This is a genomic window from Bifidobacterium sp. CP2 (assembly GCF_018555635.1).
Classification (GTDB): Bacteria; Actinomycetota; Actinomycetes; order Actinomycetales; family Bifidobacteriaceae; genus Bifidobacterium; species Bifidobacterium saguinibicoloris.
This window is the reverse complement of the sequence record NZ_JAFEJX010000012.1, coordinates 34,934-54,079: the sequence shown is the minus strand read 5'-3', so window position 1 is coordinate 54,079 and position 19,146 is coordinate 34,934. Positions and strand designations below refer to the sequence as shown.

Here is a 19,146-nt window from a genome sequence, read left to right as displayed (position 1 = left end):
GACGAAGGTTGTGCGTTTTTCCGTATGTCGTGCCGTAGAGTGGGTATTGCTTGAATTTCCGTCCGGAAAGAGAGGTAGGAAACCAATGAAGGTTGACATTCTGACCCGCGAATACCCGCCGCATGTCTACGGCGGCGCAGGCGTCCACGCCGAACAGCTGTCCAAGGTCCTCGCCGAACGCATCGACGTGACCGTGCGCGCGTTCGACGGCCCGCGTACCGAAGCCGACGTCCCCGCCATCCCGAACGCGGCGGAGGCGAAGGGCTCCCTCAAGGTCGTCGGCTACGACACCCCGGCCGAGCTCAAGGACGCCAACGGCGCGTTGAAGACCTTCGGCGTGGACCTGCAGATCGCCAACGATGTGGACGCCGACATCATCCACGCGCACACCTGGTACGCCTGCCTCGCCGGCTACATGGCCAAGATGCTGCACGGCACCCCGCTGGTCATCACCGCCCACTCGCTCGAACCGTTCCGCCCGTGGAAGCGCGAACAGCTCGGCGGCGGCTACAACCTGAGCTCCTGGGCCGAGAAGGACGCCTACGAGCATGCGGACCGCGTCATCGCCGTGTCCGGCGGCATGCGCAACGACATTCTCACCGCCTACCCGAACCTCGACCCGGACAAGGTCGTCGTCGTGTACAACGGCATCACCATGTCCGAATTCGCCACCCCGGCGGACGACGATCCGGGCTGGGGCGTCTTCGACCGCTACCACATCGACCGCAGCAAGCCCACCTTGCTGTTCGTCGGCCGCATCACCCGCCAGAAGGGCCTGCCGTACCTGCTCAAGGCGCTGCACTTCGTCGACCCGGGCATCCAGATTGTCCTGTGCGCCGGCGCGCCCGACACCCCGGAGATTATGGAGGAGGTCAAGGGCGCCTTCGCCGAACTCGACAAGAAGCGCGGCAACATCATCTGGATCGAGGAGATGCTGCCGAAGAACGAGCTCTCCGCGCTCGAACACGGCTGCGACGCGTTCATCTGCCCGAGCATCTACGAGCCGCTCGGCATCGTCAACCTCGAGGCCATGGCCTGCGGCCTGCCTGTCGTCGCCTCCGCCACCGGCGGCATCCCCGAGGTCGTCGTCGACGGCGAGACCGGCTTCCTCGTCCCGATCGACCAGCTGCACGACGGCACCGGCACGCCCACGAACCCGGATAAGTTCGTGCACGACATGGCCGACGCGATTAACAGGATCATGGCCGATCCGGAACTGCGTAAGAAGATGGGCCAGGCCGGTTACGAGCGTGCCCGCGACGTGTTCAGCTGGGAGTCCATCGCCGACGAGACCGTCAAGGTCTACCAGTCCGTGCTCGACGAGCAGGGCAAGTAACAGAACAAGTAGCAGGTGACGAACCGCCACCCATAACGACCAACGACCCATGACGCGTGCTTCCCGCACATGCGGGGAGCACGCGTTCGTCTGAAAGGAAACGACCATGGCCGACGACGTCGTGCTCCAGCTTGAGAACGTCGAATTCCGCCGCAACCGCCGCGTCATCATCACCGACGTGAACCTGACCATCCGCGCGGGGGAGCGTTGGGTGCTGTTCGGACCGAACGGCATCGGCAAATCCACCGCCGTCGGCATGCTCGCCACGCGCACCTTCCCCTCCGAAGGACGCGTGTTCATCCTGGGCCATCAGCTCGGCAAATACGACGTGTTCAAACTGCGCACGCGCATCGGCCTCGCCTCCGCCGACCTGGGCAGGCAGTTCCCCGAATTCGAGGATCCGCTCGACGCGGTCGTCACCGGCCTCTCCGCCGTGACCGGGCGTTGGCGTGATACGTACACGCCCGAGGAGTATGCGCGCGCCCGCGGCCTGCTGCATGACTTCCGTGTGGGCTACCTCGAAGGCAAGGAGATGTGGCGGCTTTCGGAGGGTGAGCGCACGCGCGTGCTCATCGCCCGCGCGCTCATGGGCGATCCGGAGCTGCTCATCATGGACGAGCCGACCACCGGCCTCGACCTGGGTGGCCGCGAACAGGTGATGCGCACGTTGAGCCGCATCGGCGAGGAAAGCTCCGACCGTGCGGTGGTGCTCGTCACGCACCGTCTGGAGGAGATTCCCGCTGGATTCGACCACATCGCCATCATGGGCCGCAAGCCCATTCCCGCCGAGGATGCCACCGAGGAGGGCGTCGACTCGATGGGCAATCCCGGCGCCGGCACCATCGTCTACACCGGTCCGCTCGAGCAGGGGCTCACCGACGAGCGCCTCTCCAGCCTGTTCGGCATGCCCATCGAAGTGGAGCATTCCCACGGCCGCTGGGCCGCCTACGCGGTGTGATGTGTGTGCCGCGCGTGACGTGCGTGTGATGTGCGTGACGTGCGTGTGATGAAGCGCCGCCGTGCGCGATGCCGCGTTGATGCGTGTGATGTCATGCGCCACGTGCCGCGGTATGACCTGCATGGCGTGTGACGCGGTGTGGAATCATGCTGTCCGGTGCGGGTGCTTGACCGGATAGGCCGTCTCGATGCTGTTCACCCGTTGCCCGGCACATTGCCGTGCCGGGCAACACGTTTCGTGTCGGTTCCTTCGTTACCCCGGCACATTGCCGTGCCAGATAAACTCCTCATAGAGCAATTCGGCGTTGTCCGGCACGGGGTGATGCTGGGCAACCCGGTTTCGAGGTGGTTTGATGTTGTCCGGCACGCTCCCATGGCGGACAACGCGCTTCGGGTGGTTCCCGGCGTTGTCCGGTACGCAAATCGCCCGTGCAACCGTGATTCTCCTGTGATTTCCAGAGCGGTTTGGGATGATTCCGGGAATGTCTGTGCCGGGTAACGCGAATCGAGGGATTCGCCGCGTTGTACGGCACCTTCGCGTGACCGATCAACTCCCATATGTACTGCCACCGGGTAATCCGGCACGCCATCTCGCGCCGGGCAACTCCGAATACCATCGGATGGAGGTTGTCCGGCACGCTGCTGTGCCGGACAATACGCTCCGCGCCGGTTCCCGCGTTGACCGGCATATTGCCGCGCCGGTATGACAACGGTAGGGGGACCGTAGTTGTTCCAAGGTGGACGGGATACGCCGGAACAGATATTGGTGAACGGTGGTTGGCCATGACAATGGTTGAAAGTTTGCCGGTCTACGCCTCAGCTGCGGTCGTAGCAAAAAGCAAGGGTGACAATGCTGATCAGCATGCTCAACGCTTGCCTTGCTGGGTATGTGGCGGCTGGGATGCCGGTCGATGGTTCCGCCGTGGGCAAGACTTCGCATGCGTTGCCGGCCGATACCGTTTTGCGTACCGATGCGGATTTCGACGCGTTCGGGCGCGAGGTACTGGGTGATGGCCCGACCCCAAGACCGAGGCTGATGCCAAGCGGGCGCGCGATCTGACCGACAAGCGGATCGAGGCCGGCTGTTTTCGGTGATTCACCGGCGTGGACGCCAACTTGTTACAACACATGCCAGGGCGTTGAGGAGTGCGTGGGGAAGCGGTGTGAATGACGGCGGTGTAGGCGCTCGGGAATGCATGCGTTCCGGTTCACGCGGACGGTACACTTGGCCGTATGCGCAACGGTGATGGAACGGTGTTCGATGTCGAACCGACCAAGGTGATGGAATTCAGTCTGCTGTTCTCGGGACAGGAAACGGCGGATGTGCGTGATTTCGAGGGTGAGCGGCGTCTGTTGCGCGACGGCCGGGACGTGTATGAGTGCGGACGGTTGAGGGCCGTCACGGAGCGTCCGACGTCTGATGGGCGCGGCGTCATCGTCGAAGCCGACGTGATGGACAAGATGAACGAGAAAGTCCGCGCACATGTGACGGTCCGTGTCGCAGGCGCGTCGACACGGACCGCCGTGCGTCGTGCGGGGAGGAGACCGGCGGCGGACGATGACGCGGAGCACGACGTCGCCGGCATGGAGACGATTACCGGCATGGCGTGCACGTGCACGCGTCGCGGCGCCCCGCGATGCGTGCATGCGTGCGCCGTCTGCTTCCGATTGTTCTACCGGCACCGCTATACGGTCCGCGATGTCTATGCCAATCGCCCGGTCGTGCCGCATGAGGCGTCGAGAATCGTCGAACGGTATATGGCCGACCGGTTGGGCACGTGGTTCCCCCACGGCACCGACGATACCGCCGTGGCCATGGCCAGAGGGTTGGAAATCATCACCGGATTCGACCAATGGGACCGGTGGATCGGCAACCGTCACACAGTGACCCTACTGGGGAACTGCATACCCGCCGTCGAGGAACTCATCGACATGGATACGCAGGTCTGGCCCAAACGCGACGAACCGGACCTCACTGCCGTCCTGCCGCACGGCTGGTTCACCATGCTCGAGGCGGCATACGAGCAGCTTGGTGACCGTGCGGACCTGGCGAAGGTGTACGCCGTCTATATCGCGCAGGGCCGTCTGCCGCAGGATGCGCGCTACGTGGACCGGTTGCGCTGGCTGCTTGGTGATACGACCGAGCTCGATGTCATGCTTGGGCAGTTGACCGGTGGATTCCGTCCCGCGAACGACGAGAGGATGCGCCCGGTCGCAGGACTCGCCTACGAGCATCTGCTGCGTGAGTTCCGGCTTTCGGACGAGGCGGTCTCCTACTGTGAATCGTTGAGGAAGTACGACCGGCGTTGCGTACGGCGTCTCGCCGACACCATCGCCATCGGCCATGCCGATCGTGTGGAGGATCTGAAGGCGGTGAAAATCGACTGGACCACGTGTTTTGACGAGGTTGACATCGACTTCGCCGGTGAAGAGTTCCGCGCGGATCTGGAGGACAATATGCCTGCGTTCTTCGCGAACGGATACGTCGATCCGATCATCGAGGATTGCGAGGCGCTTCTCCGTGCGGCCGCGGCCGGAAGTCGAGCCCGATGCCGATTGGTCGTCTCCCGATGGCTTTCAACGGAAGAACGGGCCACCATCGCCCGGGATTTGCTTCGTCGCGACGAAGGCCGCAGAGATTCGGACGACAAACGATCCATCATCCTGCAACGGGCCATCTCCATGGTCGAACCGCATGCGGACCCGTTGGCGAGGACGTTCCTCGTCGACGACGACGTGGTGGTCTTCACGCCGCCGCTCGATGAAGCCACCTTGCAGACCGAGAACCCCCACGACTTCATGGAAGCGCTCCTACTGGTCGATGACATCGACGGGCTGCCGCTAGTCCACGACGAGGCGAGTGGCGGCGAACAAGACCTCGCCATCGTCGAACATGCGGTGAAAGCGCGCATCGAAAAGGCCAAGACGGAAGCGCGCTTCGACGACATCGTCTCCGCCGTGACGGACGACCAGGACCGTGACGGTACGCAGTCCGAGGCGATGAAGGGCCTGCGCGAATGCCTCGACGTGCAGCTCCAAGCGTTGTTCGGCACACGGTTCTCATTGGATTCCACCGCGTGCGACGACCTGTTCGATCCACCCGTCACCCTGGGGCAGCGTAACAAGTGGCTACGCCCCACCGCCGGCCAACTCGGCGTATGGACGGCTGCATACGTGCTCAACGTCAAACGGCACGAACATGGTGATCTCGTGGAATCCGTGCACCTGCCGCATTATCTTGCCGCCAAGGGGTTAAAGACCGCGATGATCGGCATGCTCGACCATATGCTCGGCACCTCGGCCATGCTTGGTATCCCGCGCGCGCAGGTCGACACCGACGAATGGCAGGCATTGCGCCTGCTGCTCATCGACCTGCATCCCGAAGCCGTGGACGCACACGGCAGCGTCGCCATGCTCAGGCCCGACCGGGACTTCACCGTGCCGTATCTGACCCAGATTCTTCGGCATATGCATCCCGGACTGAGTCTGATTGATGCCGGTGACGAATGCGCGATTCAAGGCGCGATGGAGGAACTTCGGATGAGGCTGAGCATGGTCGAACGCCATGTCGACGGGGACCCTGATTATCTTGCCGAATACGCACGGAAAGAGGCGGACGACATCGCGCTCGCGCTGGCCCTCGCGGCGCTCGCGAATCCAGAAGGCGTGCCGCCGCTGATCGACGATGCGGACGTCGCCCGTGCAGCGGCCGAACAAGCCAAACGGACGTACATGACGTTCTGGAACGCGCGTGACGAGAACGATGCCACACCCGCAGACGATGACGATGAGATCGCCGGCCATGAAGGCGACATCACCGACGCCGGCAACATGATGCTGATGCTGTTGGAACAGACGTACACGCGTCTCATGGACGTGGCAGAGCCCGGCTACAAGGATTGGTGAAGGATGGGCGTGAACGGTCCCGAGCGTTCACGCCCATCCTTCGCAGACGGCACCCCGGCGCGCGGGGAGCGCGTCGCCTAGTACACGGAGTAGCCGCCGTCGACCTGCAGGTTGGTGCCGGTGACGTAGGAGGAGGCGTCGCTGGCGAGGAAGAGCACGGCTGTGGCGATCTCCTCGTTGGTGCCGAACCGGTGCATCGGCACCGGGGCGACCATCATGTCGTGCGCTTCGGGCACGATGCGTCCTTCGAAGATGCCGGACCACACGTATCCGGGAGAGACCGTGTTGGAGCGGATGCCGTATGGTGCCAATGCGGCGGCGAGGTATCGCGCGTACTCGTGGATGCCTGCCTTTGAGGCGCCGTACGCGGCGACGGGCGAGGGACCTCCGCCGATGAAGTTCGCGTTGTGCGCGGACAGCGATGACGTGAACACCAGGGAGCCGCCGTGCCCGTGTTCGCGCATGATGTGCTGCGCGATCTGCGCCGTCAGGTATGCGCCGGTCAGGTTGATGTCGATGGTCTTCTTCCACACTTCGTACGGTTCGTCCGCGTCGTCGCCGGGTACGTTCACGCCGGCGTTGAGGAACGCGACGTCCACCGTGCCGAGCGTGTCTACGAGCGACGTCTTCAGCGCGTCGACCTGCTCCCTGTCCGACACGTCGCAGTAGAGCGGGACGACGTTCACGCCGTAGCGTTCGGACAGTTCGGCGGCGAGCGGTTCGAGCGTCTCCTTGGTGCGCGGCAGGTCGACGATCGCCACGTCGGCGCCCGCTTCGGCCCATGCGGCGGCCACGTTGCGGCCCAGACCGCCGGCGCCGCCGGTGACGAATCCCTTCTTGCCCTTCAGTGAGAACCGGTCCATGATGCGATGGTCCGGTTCCTTCCACTGGTCGAGCGGGTACTGGTCGAAGATCGTGGCGTCCGTCATGGAGCCCTCCATTCTGTTCGGTGAGGCGGCTTCGTCGCCGTCCTCGTCTCAGCGAGGCTATCATACGCGGCGTTCGTCCGCGCCGTGATTCGCGGGCGGCTGCGTCGCCGTTTTCCGATTGCGGTGCGGCCGCGCCTATTCTGGTGACCATGCCGATGCGGAACGCGTCGGCGATGGAAGGAGTGTACGTGACGATGCCGCTTACGATGGCGCAGTGGTTCCTGTATTGGACGGCGTACTCGTTCATGGGATGGGCGTGGGAGACGATGCTCAGCGTGGTGCTGCGCAGACGTTTCGAGGACCGCGGTATGCTCAACGGTCCGATCTGTCCGATATACGGGTTCGGCGCGTTGCTGGTATTGCTGCTCCTGCATGACGTGCGCAATCCGCTCGCCTTGTTCCTCGCCAGCGGCGTGGTCGCCTGTACGTTGGAGTACCTGTCGTCGTGGGTCATCGAGAAGCTCTACCACGTCCGGTTCTGGGATTTTACGGGCAAGCCGTTCAACATCAACGGCCGCGTGTACCTCAATGGGTTCCTGGCGTTCGGGTTCGGCGCGGCGGCGGTGGTGCTCGTGGTCCAGCCGTGGATGACGGCCATCGTGGAATCGTGGCCGGAACTCGTGGTGTTGGTCGTCGCCGCGGTGTTGTGCGTCGCGACGGCGGCGGATTGGGCCATCACTCTGGCGGGGCTGCACAGTTTCGACTCGAGGCTCGCGCGCGTGGGCGAACAGATCAGGATGCGCAAGCTCGAACAGATCGAAGCCATCGACACGCATATCGACATGGCCGACGAGATGCTCACCCGTTCCCTCAACTGGCAGCAGCGCCGACTGGTGCGCATCTTCCCCGGATTGATCTCGCTGCGTAACCCGGACATCGTCAAGGGCGTCCGCGAACTGCTGGAACGGCAACGAGAGCACATGAGGAAAGGAACGAAGTGACGAAGACACCGAAGCAAGGGCAACGGCAGGCCGCCATGGACGAGCGGTGGGCCAGGGCGCTCGCCGCCAAAGGAGGCGGATCGAGGGGGCGTGGTCTCCGCGATGAGACCGCGGAGACCACGGCGGCACCTACCGGAGTCTCCGCGGCGCGCGCCTCGGGTGCGAACGGCGGCCATGCCATGCGGGTCAAGCCGTTCAAGGCTACCGGCCACAAGGGCGGCATCAGCCGTCAGGGGAGCTGACGCCAAAAAAGTTGAATCGAATCCGTGAATGCAAAAGACCTTGCCGCCTGAGTGTGTCTTTGATTGCCCAACGTGCCATTGCATCCGATTGAATTCGCCCGACTCCGATCGGGTGGTCTTCAAGTACGTGGAAAACCTATGACGAGTGGTGGTTCACGCGCCTGACTCGTCTACAGCTTGCGCAGGACGGTGACGACCCTGCCCATGATGGTGGCGTACGTGCCGTCGATGGGGGAGTAGGCGGGATTGTGCGGCATGAGCCACAGGTGGCCATGCTCCTTGCGGTACGTCTTCACCGTGGCCTCACCGTCCAGCAGCGCCGCCACGATGTCGCCGTTCTCGGCGTCCTCCTGCCGGCGCACCACCACGAAGTCGCCGTCGCAGATGGCGGCGTCGATCATGGAATCGCCATGCACCTCGAGCATGAACAGCGTGCCGCCCGAACCGGTGAGCCGCTCGGGCAGACGCATGACGTCGTCCACATGCTGTTCGGCGGTGATCGGCGTGCCCGCGGCGATGCGTCCCACCAGCGGGACCTCGCGGGTCTCCAGCGAAAGATCCTGGTTGGGGGTGGGGAAGCGGTAGATGCGCGCACCACTCGGCCGGCTCGAGGAGGCGGCATCCGCGACGGGCACGGCGGCGGTCTCGGCGGGGGAGGGGGACGGTTCCGCCGACGCCGGCTGGGTGTCGTCAAGAATCTCGATGGCCCGCCCCTTGTTCGCGTTCAGGCGGATGTATCCCTTTTCCTGCAGCACCTGGAGCTGGTGCTTGACGGAGGAGGGGCTTTTCAGGCCGGCGGCCGTGCCGATGTCCCTGAAGGAGGGGGAGAAGCCGCGTTCGGCCTGGTAGGAGCGGATGGCCTCGAGAATCCGGCTCTGTCTGTCCGTGAGACGGCTGTGCTCCGGCGTCTTCGCGCCTTGGGGGTCAAACGGTATCGTGCTCACGGCGCACTCCTTTCCATGATGCGCCCAGCATACCGTGAACGCGCGGTGAAATCAAACATATGTTCGACACGGCGGGTTGCGCCGTTCGAACGGATGTGCAATACTTAGCACGGATGTTCGATAGAACACATGTTCGAAAGGATGTGGTGGTCATGGGTCATGTGACTGCTGTACGGACCGTCGGAAGGCTGGCCTCGAAGGTGATGCTGGCGCTGCTGTTCGGGTTCGCCATCTGGGTGGGCGTCGGCGCGTTGTTCCCCGAGCACGCCTCGTCCGCACAGGCGCCCACCGAGGTGACCAGCTACACGGTCCAGCCGGGGCAGACGCTGTGGACGTACGCGGAGATGGTCACGCCCGAAGGCGGCGACGTGTCCGCCACGGTGGACGAGCTCATGGAGCTCAACGACCTGGACAGCGCTTCCGTGCAGGCCGGACAGCGCATCGTGGTCCCGGTGCAGTCGGCGCAGTGAACGGCATGGCGTGCACCGGTGCCGTGCCGGTACGGGACGCCGACGAAACCCCGTCGGGTGGCGTCGACGCGCCGCGACACGGTATGGTGGGTGCCATGCATTGTCCTTATTGCCATCATGCCGAGACCAAGGTCATCGAGACAAGGGTCAGCGAAGACGGATACTCCATCCGGCGCAGGCGCATGTGCCTGCACTGCGGGAAGCGTTTCACCACATTGGAGACCACCACGTTGCTGGTGGAGAAACGGTCCGGAAGCTTGGAACCCTTCAACCGTGACAAGGTGATTTCCGGCGTGCGCAAGGCCTGCCAGGGCAGACCGGTGCGTGAGGACCAACTCAAGAAGCTCGGTCAGAAGGTAGAGGAGGACCTGCGCTCCACCGGACAGGCGCAGGTGACCTCGGACGAGGTGGGCAAGGCCATCCTCAAGCCGTTGCGGGACCTGGACGAAGTGGCCTACCTCAGGTTCGCCAGCGTCTACCAGAACTTCGAGAACCTGTCCGATTTCCAACACGCCATCGACGAGCTCAAACAGCGCTGACGGTCCATGGCGGCCCCGGCGGCGCAGACGGAAATACGATGAGGCGCGTGCCTGCGGAAGCAGACACGCGCCTCAGTCATGTCATACGCCGGCGCCGTTTGTCGGCGATCGCGGCGACGGCACGGCTCGTCAGGAGATCACGCGCATGCGGATCGTCCCCTCGATGGAACGCAGCGCCTCGAGCGCGCTGCGGGAGGGCTTCTGCGAGACGTCGGTGACCACGTAGCCCAGTTCGCCTTCGGTGCCCAGGGACTGCGCGGCGATGTTGATGTTCTCCTCGCCCAGCACACGGTTCACGCGGGCCAGCACGCCCGGCAGGTTCGCATGCAGATGCGCGATGCGCGCCACGCCGCGGTTCGCGCCGAGATTGATCTGCGGCAGGTTCACCGAAAGCGACGTGGAGCCCTTCTCCCAGTAGTCCTCGAGACGCTGGGACACGAAATGTCCGATGTTCTTCTGCGCCTCCAGCGTGGAACCGCCGATATGCGGGGTGAGGATCATGTTGTCCTCGTCCGCCAGAGCCGTCTCGAACGGGTCGCCCGTCTTCTTCGGCTCCACCGGGAACACGTCCACCGCGGCGCCGGAGAGGTGGCCGGAATCGAGATGCTGCTTCAGGGCGCCCAGATCGGCCACGAAGCCGCGCGAGGCGTTGATGAAGATCGCGTCCTGCTTCATGTGGGAGAACTGGTCCTCGCCGAAGAACCCGGTGTTCGCCTTGCGGCCGTCCACATGCAGCGTGACCGCGTCGGACTGCTCCAGCAGCTCGTTCAGTGTGTCGCAGCGGCGGGCGTTGCCCATGGCGAGCTTCTCCTCGAGATCGTAGAAGACCACGCGCATGCCCAGCGCCTCCGCCAGCACGCTCAGCTGGGAGCCGATGTTGCCATAGCCGATGATGCCCAGCGTCTTGCCGCGCACCTCATGGGAGCCCGTCGCCGTCTTGTCCCACACGCCGTGCTTGAGATGATGCGTGTGCGCGGGGATGCGGCGCATCAGGCAGATGATGTCGCAGATCACCAGCTCCACCACGGAGCGCGTGTTCGAATACGGGGCGTTGAACACCGCGATGCCCTGACGGCCGGCGAAGTCCAGGTCGACCTGGTTCGTGCCGATGCAGAAGCATCCCACGGCGGACAGGGTGGGGCGGGCCTCCATCACACGGCGGGTCACGCTCGTCTTGGACCGCACGCCCAGCAGGTCGACGCCCTCGAGCGCCTCGATGAGCTCGTCCTCGTTTAGCGCGCCCTTCGCCGTCTCGACCTCGAACCCGTGGTCGCGCAGCGACTTGGCCGCGTCGGGATGAATGTTCTCCAATAACAGTGCTTTAGGCATATGACCCACCTTAGAGTTCCAGATCCTTTTCGTCCACCGCGGTCCGTACGATGGCCAGACGCTGCGTGGGCCTGGTCATCGCCACATACAGGTCGGCCGCCGCCACCAGGCGGCTCGGCGCCTCCTGGTCGATGAGCCCCGGCTCCACCAGTACCACCGCGTCGTATTCCAGACCCTTCACCGTCTCCGTGTCGCACACGTCGATCTGACGGTCCCACGGGTCCTGCTCGGCGAGACGCGTCGCCTCGTCCTCGCCGAGCGTGCGCGCGATCCAGCCGCGCACCGAAGCGCGCAGCCCCTCGATGAGACGATGCGGCGCGATCACGGCCACGCGTCCCGTGCCGTCCTGCGCCACGAACTCCTTCGTCAGCGCGGCGGCCTCGCGGCCGACGGCGTCGGCCAGATCCTCCGCCGAAGGCACGGTGGTCCGGGACACCGAATCCGGGATGGTGCGCACCGCATGCACCGTGGAGATGTACAGCCCCTGCGCGGAGGCGAACCGGCCGGCGAGGTCGGACACCTCCTGCGGGTTGCGGTAGTCGATGGTCAGCTCGTTGAGGTCCCAGCGGCCATGGCCGAAGAGACGGTCCATCGTCCTGGCCCAGGAACGGGTGCCTCCCAGCGCGCTCGTCTGCGCCACGTCCCCCACGATGGTGAAGGAGCGGGACGGGCAGCGGCGCATGAGCATGCGCCAGTCCATGGCGGTGAGCTCCTGCGCCTCGTCGACCACGATATGGCCGTACACCCATTCGCGGTCGCTGCCCGCGCGCTGCGCGGTGGCCTCGACGTCGAACCCGTTCATCTGGTCCACGAGCATCTGCGAGGTGACCAGGCCGGTGCCGATGCCGTTCTGGGCGAGCGTGTCCTGCGCGAACCGCAGCTCCTCGGACTGCTTGGCCTCCTCGCGCCTGCGCCGCGCCGCGACCTTCGGGTCGTCGCCCAGCAGCTCCAGCGCCTCGTCGAGCAGCGGGACGTCGGAGCGGGTGAGTGGGGCGCCGTGCGGGCGCGTCAGCGCGGCGATCTCCTGTTCGTCCAGCCATGGCGCGTAGCGGCGCAGCTTGGCGGGCTTGGAGAACATGTCGTCGAGCAGCCATGCGCCGTTCATCGGCAGCCAGGCGAGGTTCAGCGCCACGCGCACCTGGTCGTTCATGCGCAGCAGGGAGACGGCGCGGTTGATCTCGTCCTGGTCGGGCGTGTAGTCCAGCTGCTCCGTGTAGCGGATGCGCATGGCCGAGATCATCGATTTGACGAACGTCTCACGGGCCTTGTTGTGCGGATTGCGGGTCCGACGCGCGTCCGCGATCGCCTGCTCGATGTCCGTGGCGAGCATCGGCACCGGGATGCCGCTGATCTGCACCGTGGGCAGCCGGTCGGGCACGCGTTCGCGTGCGGCGACCGCGTTGCGGATGGCGTTGGCCATGCGCCGGTCGCCCTTGAGCTGGGCGACGTACGGGGTGTCCACGGCCGTCGCGTTCACGCCCGGGATGAGGTCGGCGATGGTGCGGGACACCACGCCGGTCTCGCCGAGCGAGGGGAGCACCTGGTCGATGTAGTGGAGGAACGTGGAGCTCGGGCCGACGACCAGCACGCCGGAGCGTTCCAGCGTGCGCCTGTGCGTGTACAGGAGGTAGGCGGCGCGGTGGAGCGCCACCGCGGTCTTGCCGGTGCCGGGGCCGCCCTGCACCACCACCGCGCGGTTCAGCGGGGAGCGGATGATATGGTCCTGCTCCGCCTGGATGGTGGCGACGATGTCGGTCATCTTGCCGGTGCGGCGGCTGCTCAGCGAGGCGAGCAGGGCTCCCTCGCCGGTGAGCGTGCCGGATTCCGAGGCCTCGCCCACCTGATCGGAATGCACGTCGAGCACCTCGTCCTCCACCGCGACGACGTCGCGGAAGCTCAGGGTGATGTGGCGACGCATCACGATGTCGCCGTGATGCGACGGCGTGGCCTCGTAGAAGGGACGTGCGGCCTTCGCACGCCAGTCCGTGAGCATGGACTCGTGGTTCGTGTCCGACAGGCCGATGCGTCCGATGTAGCGTCTTCCGCCCGTGTTGTCGTCGAGCCTGCCGAACACCAGACGGTCCTCCACCGCCCGCAGCTGGGTGAGGCGGTCCTCGTACATGGTGGCGAAGGAGTCCCGTTCGGTGCGTTGCGTGGGCGATCCATGCGAGCCGGCCGCGCGCACCGCGTCCAGACGTTGGCGGGCCTCGGCGCGCAACGCGTCCAGACGGTCGTAGGCGCGCGTGACGGCGCGCTGCTCCTCCTCAAGTTGCGAGGCGTAACTCGACATATTGTCCGTTTCCCCTTGTGTCTTCACGAAAAACTCAGGCATTCCAATGTACTCCCAGCCCCGAACGACGCTCCGCGCCGTCCCGCCGGACCGGTGAACAGCTCGTGAACTCGCTTCAGACAGCCCGGCGGCCTCGTCCGGCATCCCCTCCTCGTGGGGTTTCCGACGTGAAAAAGAGGAAAATGTGTGGTCCGGTGGGGGAAAATGGGGAGCTGTGGGGTAAAGTGGGGAAGCAGTGTGGTCGTGGTGTCCCCAAGGCGGCGTTAAGGAGGTGGGGCGGATGACCGGCCAAGTCAATGATTCCAACGGTTTCGCCCCCACCTGGCCCATGGGGGCCGGCGGCGACGGCTCCGCGGCGTACGGCAACGCCGGGGCTATGGGCGTGCCCGGCGGGGCCGCCATGGCGCAGGGACAGTATCCGATGGGCGTGCCGCAGGGGGCGAACCCCATGGCGGGCATGCAGCAGCCGATGCCGCAGCAGGCCATGGCGCTGCCGCCGCTGCTCCTCGGCACCTACACGCCGAAGATCGACGCCAAGGGACGCATGGCTCTGCCGGCCAAGATGCGCGGCCAGCTCGGCGACGGGCTCGTCATGGCGCGCGGCCAGGAACGGTGCGTGTACCTCCTGCCCGTCATGGAGTTCAGACGCATCGCCATGCAGATCCAGCGCACGTCCATGGGCAACAAGGCCGCCCGTGAATACCTGCGCGTCTTCCTCTCCGGAGCCGTGGACCAGGAGCCGGACAAGCAGGGACGCGTGCTGGTGCCCCAGATGCTGCGCGACTACGCGAACCTCGGCAGCGACATCGTCGTGATCGGCGTGGGCACAAGGGCCGAGATCTGGAACCGTGAGGCCTGGGAGGCGTACCTGGCCGAGAAGGAACAGCATTACGCCGACATCGCGAACGACGTACTACCGGAGGTGGATTTCTGATGGACGCGAGCACAAGGGACCTGGGTGCGATTCACCAGCCGGTGCTGCTGGAGGAATGCGTGCGTCTGGTGACCGGAGGGCTCGACGGCGTGCGGTCGCCGATCATCGTCGACTGCACGCTCGGACTGGCCGGGCACGCCACCGCATTCCTCAAAGCCGCGCCGAACGCGCGCCTCGTCGGCATCGACCGCGACGCCGAGGCGCTCGGCCTCGCCACCGAACGTATGACCCGCGAAGGCCTCGCCGACCGGTTCATCCCCGTCCACGCCGCCTTCGACGAATTCACCGAAGCGCTCGACGCGCACGGTCTGGGACGCGTCGACGCGGCGTTCATGGACCTCGGCCTGTCCAGCCTGCAGATCGACGAGACGGAACGCGGCTTCTCCTACTCGCACGACGCGCCGCTCGACATGCGCATGGACGTCGGACAGACGCTCACGGCGGAACGCATCCTCGCCGAATACGACGAACGCGACCTCACGCGGATCTTCCGCACCTACGGCGAGGAACGCTTCGCACGGCAGATCGCACGCGAGATCTGCCGCCGCCGGGCCGAACATCCGCTGCACACCTCGGCGCAGCTGTCCGAACTCGTCGACGAGACCGTCCCCAAGGCGCACCGGCCGGCAGGCAACCCCGCCAAACGCGTCTTCCAGGCGCTGCGCATCGAAGTGAACGGCGAACTCGACAAGCTCGCCGGCACCCTGCCCCAGATAGCGCTCCGCCTCAACGGCCACGGCCGCATCGTCGTCGAGTCGTACCACTCGCTGGAGGACAAGACCGTCAAGACGTTCATGGCGCAGGGCCTCAAGGCAGACGTGCCCCCGGACATGCCCGTCATCCCGCCGGACGCGCGCCCGTTCTTCAAGGAGCTCACGCGCGGCGCGCTCAAAGCAGGGAAGGACGAGATCGCAACCAATCCACGATCGGCTTCCGTACGGCTGCGCGCCGTGGAGCTGACCAGACCACTGCCGAAGCGGTACGTCGAATCGTTCCGCGCCGCATCGGCACGCACATCGACCGCAGGAAGGAACTGACATGGCAGCAACGGCCCGCACGGTACGTTCGAACAACAGCTCGCCCTCACGCAGACCCGAACCCGCGGACAAGCCCGCCTCCAGGCCCGAGCTGCGCGTCGTCAACGGCGGACGGCAGGACGGCGCGTCCCTCGCCGAGGGATTCGGGCGGATCATGGAATGGATCCGCAACCGCAGCGCCCCCACGGTGCACATCGTCATCGCGGTGGTGTTCCTCGCCTCCAGCCTGGTCGCCGCGCTCATGCTGCGCACCCAGATGGTGAGCAACGCCTTCGAGATCTCGTCGCTGGAATCCTCCATCGGCAAGCTCACCCAGGACGTGCAGGACGACCAGGCGAAGCTCGACAAGCTCCAGGCCTCGCTGCCCCAGAAGGCAAGCGACATGGGCATGGTCCCGCAGTCCAGCTCCGTTTCCATCGACCTCGACGGGTACACCGAACCCGCGGAAGGCGGACAGCAATGATCGCCACCCTCAAACGAGCCCTCTCCAGGTTCGACTCCTTCACCAGGCGGTGCGTCGTCATCGGCGCCGTGCTCGCGCTCGTGGCCGCCTCATGCCTCGTGAAGCTCGCCTCCGTGCAGCTGCTCGAAGGCCGCGCCACCGCACAGGCCGCCACCAACTCGCGCACGTCGAAGGTCACGATACGGGCCAACCGCGGGCGCATCCTCGACGCCAACGGCACCGTGCTCGCGCAAAGCGTGGAACGCTACGACATCATCGGCGTGCCGGACGCCGCCACCGCGTTCACCCCCGTGGCATGCGGGTCGCAGCAGGCCAAGTCGCTCGGATACTGCCACCAGATTGACGGCAAGCCCGTCGGCGCCACCGGCGCCGCGGCGGTCGCACGCCTGCTCGCCCCGATCCTCGGACTCAACGCGCAGGAGCTCGGCGCCAGCCTCAACGGTACCGGCAAGTACCTCGTCATCAAGCGCGGCGTGACCCCGCAGGTCAAACGCCGGATCGACAAGCTCGGCCTCGCCGGCATCGTCTACGGCGAACTCAGCAGCGAACGCGTCTACGCGGAGAACACGCTCATCGGCGCGCTGCTCGGCGGCGTCAACGACAAGGGCGAGGGCGTGGCCGGGCTCGAACAGACCCTGAACGGCACGCTCAGCGGCACCGACGGCTACACCGTGTACCAGCGCGGCAACGGCGGCGAGGTCATCCCGGGCACCGTCACCGCGTCCAAGGACGCGGTCGACGGCAAGGACGTGACCCTCACCATCGACTCCGACGTGGACTGGTACGTCAAGAAGGTGCTCACCGAAGGCGTCTCCTCCTTCCACGCCAAGTGGGGCATCGCCATCGTGGAGAACTGCCGCACCGGCGAGATCCTCGCGCTCGAGGACAGCGACGACATCCAGGCCGGATCCGACGCCGCGAAGCTCAACGCCTCCCGGGCCGTCACCCAGACGTTCGAGCCCGGCTCCATCGGCAAGATCCCTGCGCTGGCCGCCATCCTCCAGAACGGGGCGCACAAGATCACCGACAAGTTCACCGTGCCCTACGAGTACGAGAAGGACGGACAGAAGTTCCACGACTCGCACTCCCACGGCGACGAGCACTGGACGCTCGCCGGCATCCTGAGCAACTCCTCGAACGTGGGCATGGTCATGGCCGCGCAGAACGTCAGCTCCCAGCAGCGCTACGACATGCTCAGCAAGTTCGGCGTCGGACAGTCCACCGGACTGGACCTGCCCGGCGAGACCAACGGCGTGCTCGGCACCCCCGAATCATGGGACGGACGCACCAAGGACACCGTGCTCTTCGGACAGGGCTACACGGTCAACGCCCTGCAGCTGAGCCGCATGGTCAGCGTCATCGCCAACAACGGCGTCAACCGCGGGCAGACGATCGTCAAGTCCGTGACCGACGCCGACGGACACGTCGCCGACATGACGAACGACAAGGCGGACCGCGTCATCGACGCGAACGTCGCCTCCGACATCGCCAACGCGATGGAGACCGTCGGCGAGGACTACAAGTCCACCGCCGGCGTGGACGGCTACCGTGTGGCCGCCAAGTCCGGCACCGCCGAAGTGGCGGGCGCGGACGGGCGCCTGACCTCGATCGTCGCCGGCTTCTCCGGATTCCTGCCCGCGGACGACCCCCAGTATGTGATCACCGTGGTGATGCAGGATCCGGACGGCACATACGGCGGCATCACGTCGGGTAAGCTGTTCGGACAGATCGGTGAATTCCTTATGCAGAAGTACGAGGTGGCGAATTCCAAGCCGCGTACGGATGCTATTGCAGTGGATTGGTAAACGCACGACGAAAGGGTGACTATGAGCGCAGTGAACGAGTCCATCATGCAGCGCATGACGCTCGGGCACATCGTCGAACACTACGGATGGAGTCTGGTGCCGCCGTTCGCCACGGACGTCACGGTCACCTCGCTGGCGGACGACCCGTCCTCCGTGGTGCCGGGGGCCCTATACTACTCGCGGGACGACGTCGACGTGGAGCAGCTGCGCCAGGTGCGGCGCAACGGGGCGTACGCCGCCATCGTGCCGCACAGCAGCCGCGCCCTGCTCCCGGATGAGCCGGATATGCCGCTGCTGTTCGCCGAACCCACGGACGCGCAGCTCGGAGGATTGGCGGCGCAGATGGCGGGCAACCCGGGCAACACGCTGATCGTCTTCGCCGTCAGCGCCGGCAATCCCCAGGAGAACGTCGCCGTGGTGCACAAGCTCGCGCGCCTCCTGCACATGATCGGCAACCCCGAAGGCGTCATCAGCGTGAACGGTTCGTACTCGCTGGACCGCAAACTCGAGCTCGAATACCCGCTCGGCGTGCTCGACGTGCAGCGGACGCTCGCCATATGCGCCGAGGACGGCGCGGCGGCGGTCGTCGTCGCCCTCGACGATCTGACCGTCTCGCCGCATGCGCTCGAATCCGTGAACGTCGACGTGCTCGGCTCCTCCGCACCCGCGCCGGTGAACGCGGACAAGGCCATCATCGAACGGATGCAGACGGAATACGGGTTCCTCGCGGACGAGCAGATGAAGGTGACCACCCGCACTGAGGAATCCGACACCCTGGCCCGGCTCACCCCGAGCAACGACGACGCGGGGGAGGAGCGGCGCCTGTCGCTGGCCATCGCCATGATGCTGGCGGCCGGAGTGCGGCGCAGCAGCATCCGGAGCACGCTGCGCGTCGTGGGCGACCTGGAATAGACCCGGAATAGCGGAGGCGGCCGGGACACGGCCGGGATGATGGACGTACGCCGCGGACACGCGGCGGCATGATACGGCGGAATCCGCCGAACGAACAACGAGGAGAGGATTG

General features: G+C 65.7%; 17 protein-coding genes. 13 read left to right on the top strand and 4 right to left on the bottom strand.

All coding sequences use genetic code 11. From position 1 onward, the window contains the following. Positions 1–85: 85 nt before the first annotated feature. The 4 genes from glgA (at position 86) to JS531_RS09225 (ending at position 6,199) form a co-directional block, all read left to right on the top strand. Entirely contained in the window at positions 86–1,336 is a 1,251-nt protein-coding gene (gene glgA / locus JS531_RS09240) for a glycogen synthase (RefSeq protein ID WP_214315350.1), read from the top strand. Between the two features lie 106 nt (positions 1,337–1,442). Next, positions 1,443–2,294 (top strand): ATP-binding cassette domain-containing protein, encoded by an 852-nt coding sequence (locus JS531_RS09235; protein WP_214315347.1) that lies wholly within the window; start codon positions 1,443–1,445, stop codon positions 2,292–2,294. A gap of 849 nt (positions 2,295–3,143) precedes the next feature. Beyond that, positions 3,144–3,353 carry a hypothetical protein gene (locus tag JS531_RS09230; RefSeq protein WP_214315345.1) on the top strand — a complete coding sequence of 70 codons (210 nt, stop codon included), beginning with the start codon at positions 3,144–3,146 and terminating at the stop codon, positions 3,351–3,353. Positions 3,354–3,547: 194 nt separating this feature from the next. Further along, positions 3,548–6,199, top strand: a complete 2,652-nt coding sequence (locus JS531_RS09225; RefSeq protein WP_214315337.1) for a hypothetical protein — start codon at positions 3,548–3,550, stop codon at positions 6,197–6,199. Positions 6,200–6,276: 77 nt separating this feature from the next. Here JS531_RS09225 and JS531_RS09220 read toward each other — a convergent pair whose 3' ends face one another. Further along, the gene (locus JS531_RS09220; protein WP_240542149.1) at positions 6,277–7,128 is read right to left on the bottom strand and encodes an SDR family oxidoreductase; all 852 of its coding nucleotides are present in this window, start codon (positions 7,126–7,128) and stop codon (positions 6,277–6,279) included. Positions 7,129–7,322: 194 nt separating this feature from the next. On the opposite strand from JS531_RS09220, the gene JS531_RS09215 reads away from it, so the two are divergent. Continuing rightward, on the top strand, positions 7,323–8,069 hold the full coding sequence (locus JS531_RS09215) for a putative ABC transporter permease (RefSeq protein WP_240542155.1): 747 nt from the start codon (positions 7,323–7,325) through the stop codon (positions 8,067–8,069). Beyond that, positions 8,066–8,311, top strand: a complete 246-nt coding sequence (locus JS531_RS09210; protein ID WP_346427779.1) for a hypothetical protein — start codon at positions 8,066–8,068, stop codon at positions 8,309–8,311. The genes JS531_RS09215 and JS531_RS09210 overlap by 4 nt, the downstream gene beginning before the upstream one ends. Before the next feature lie 170 nt (positions 8,312–8,481). On the opposite strand, the gene lexA is transcribed toward JS531_RS09210, so the two are convergent. Next, positions 8,482–9,255 carry a transcriptional repressor LexA gene (lexA, locus tag JS531_RS09205; protein WP_214315333.1) on the bottom strand — a complete coding sequence of 258 codons (774 nt, stop codon included), beginning with the start codon at positions 9,253–9,255 and terminating at the stop codon, positions 8,482–8,484. 161 nt (positions 9,256–9,416) lie between these two features. Here lexA and JS531_RS09200 point away from each other — a divergent pair, with 161 nt between their 5' ends. Both JS531_RS09200 and nrdR read left to right on the top strand, forming a co-directional pair. Continuing rightward, positions 9,417–9,725 carry a LysM peptidoglycan-binding domain-containing protein gene (locus JS531_RS09200; protein ID WP_346427778.1) on the top strand — a complete coding sequence of 103 codons (309 nt, stop codon included), beginning with the start codon at positions 9,417–9,419 and terminating at the stop codon, positions 9,723–9,725. An 83-nt stretch (positions 9,726–9,808) separates the two neighbouring features. Then, positions 9,809–10,264 carry a transcriptional regulator NrdR gene (gene nrdR / locus JS531_RS09195; RefSeq protein WP_214315413.1) on the top strand — a complete coding sequence of 152 codons (456 nt, stop codon included), beginning with the start codon at positions 9,809–9,811 and terminating at the stop codon, positions 10,262–10,264. A 129-nt stretch (positions 10,265–10,393) separates the two neighbouring features. On the opposite strand, the gene serA is transcribed toward nrdR, so the two are convergent. Further along, positions 10,394–11,593 carry a phosphoglycerate dehydrogenase gene (gene serA, locus JS531_RS09190; protein WP_214315331.1) on the bottom strand — a complete coding sequence of 400 codons (1,200 nt, stop codon included), beginning with the start codon at positions 11,591–11,593 and terminating at the stop codon, positions 10,394–10,396. A 10-nt stretch (positions 11,594–11,603) separates the two neighbouring features. Beyond that, entirely contained in the window at positions 11,604–13,883 is a 2,280-nt protein-coding gene (locus JS531_RS09185) for an AAA family ATPase (RefSeq protein ID WP_214315329.1), read from the bottom strand. A 448-nt stretch (positions 13,884–14,331) separates the two neighbouring features. Between JS531_RS09185 and mraZ the strand changes: the two genes are divergently transcribed. The 5 genes from mraZ to JS531_RS09160 are packed head-to-tail and all read left to right on the top strand — an operon-like array spanning position 14,332 to position 19,034. Beyond that, positions 14,332–14,817: a division/cell wall cluster transcriptional repressor MraZ gene (gene mraZ / locus JS531_RS09180; RefSeq protein ID WP_214315404.1), complete on the top strand. Its 486-nt coding sequence runs from the start codon at positions 14,332–14,334 to the stop codon at positions 14,815–14,817. Further along, positions 14,817–15,854: a 16S rRNA (cytosine(1402)-N(4))-methyltransferase RsmH gene (gene rsmH / locus JS531_RS09175; RefSeq protein ID WP_214315327.1), complete on the top strand. Its 1,038-nt coding sequence runs from the start codon at positions 14,817–14,819 to the stop codon at positions 15,852–15,854. The genes mraZ and rsmH overlap by 1 nt, the downstream gene beginning before the upstream one ends. A gap of 1 nt (position 15,855) precedes the next feature. Continuing rightward, on the top strand, positions 15,856–16,317 hold the full coding sequence (locus JS531_RS09170) for a hypothetical protein (protein ID WP_214315325.1): 462 nt from the start codon (positions 15,856–15,858) through the stop codon (positions 16,315–16,317). After that, positions 16,314–18,122 (top strand): penicillin-binding protein 2, encoded by a 1,809-nt coding sequence (locus tag JS531_RS09165; protein WP_214315316.1) that lies wholly within the window; start codon positions 16,314–16,316, stop codon positions 18,120–18,122. The genes JS531_RS09170 and JS531_RS09165 overlap by 4 nt, the downstream gene beginning before the upstream one ends. Before the next feature lie 21 nt (positions 18,123–18,143). Next, the gene (locus JS531_RS09160; RefSeq protein WP_214315314.1) at positions 18,144–19,034 is read left to right on the top strand and encodes a UDP-N-acetylmuramyl peptide synthase; all 891 of its coding nucleotides are present in this window, start codon (positions 18,144–18,146) and stop codon (positions 19,032–19,034) included. Positions 19,035–19,146: the final 112 nt, after the last annotated feature.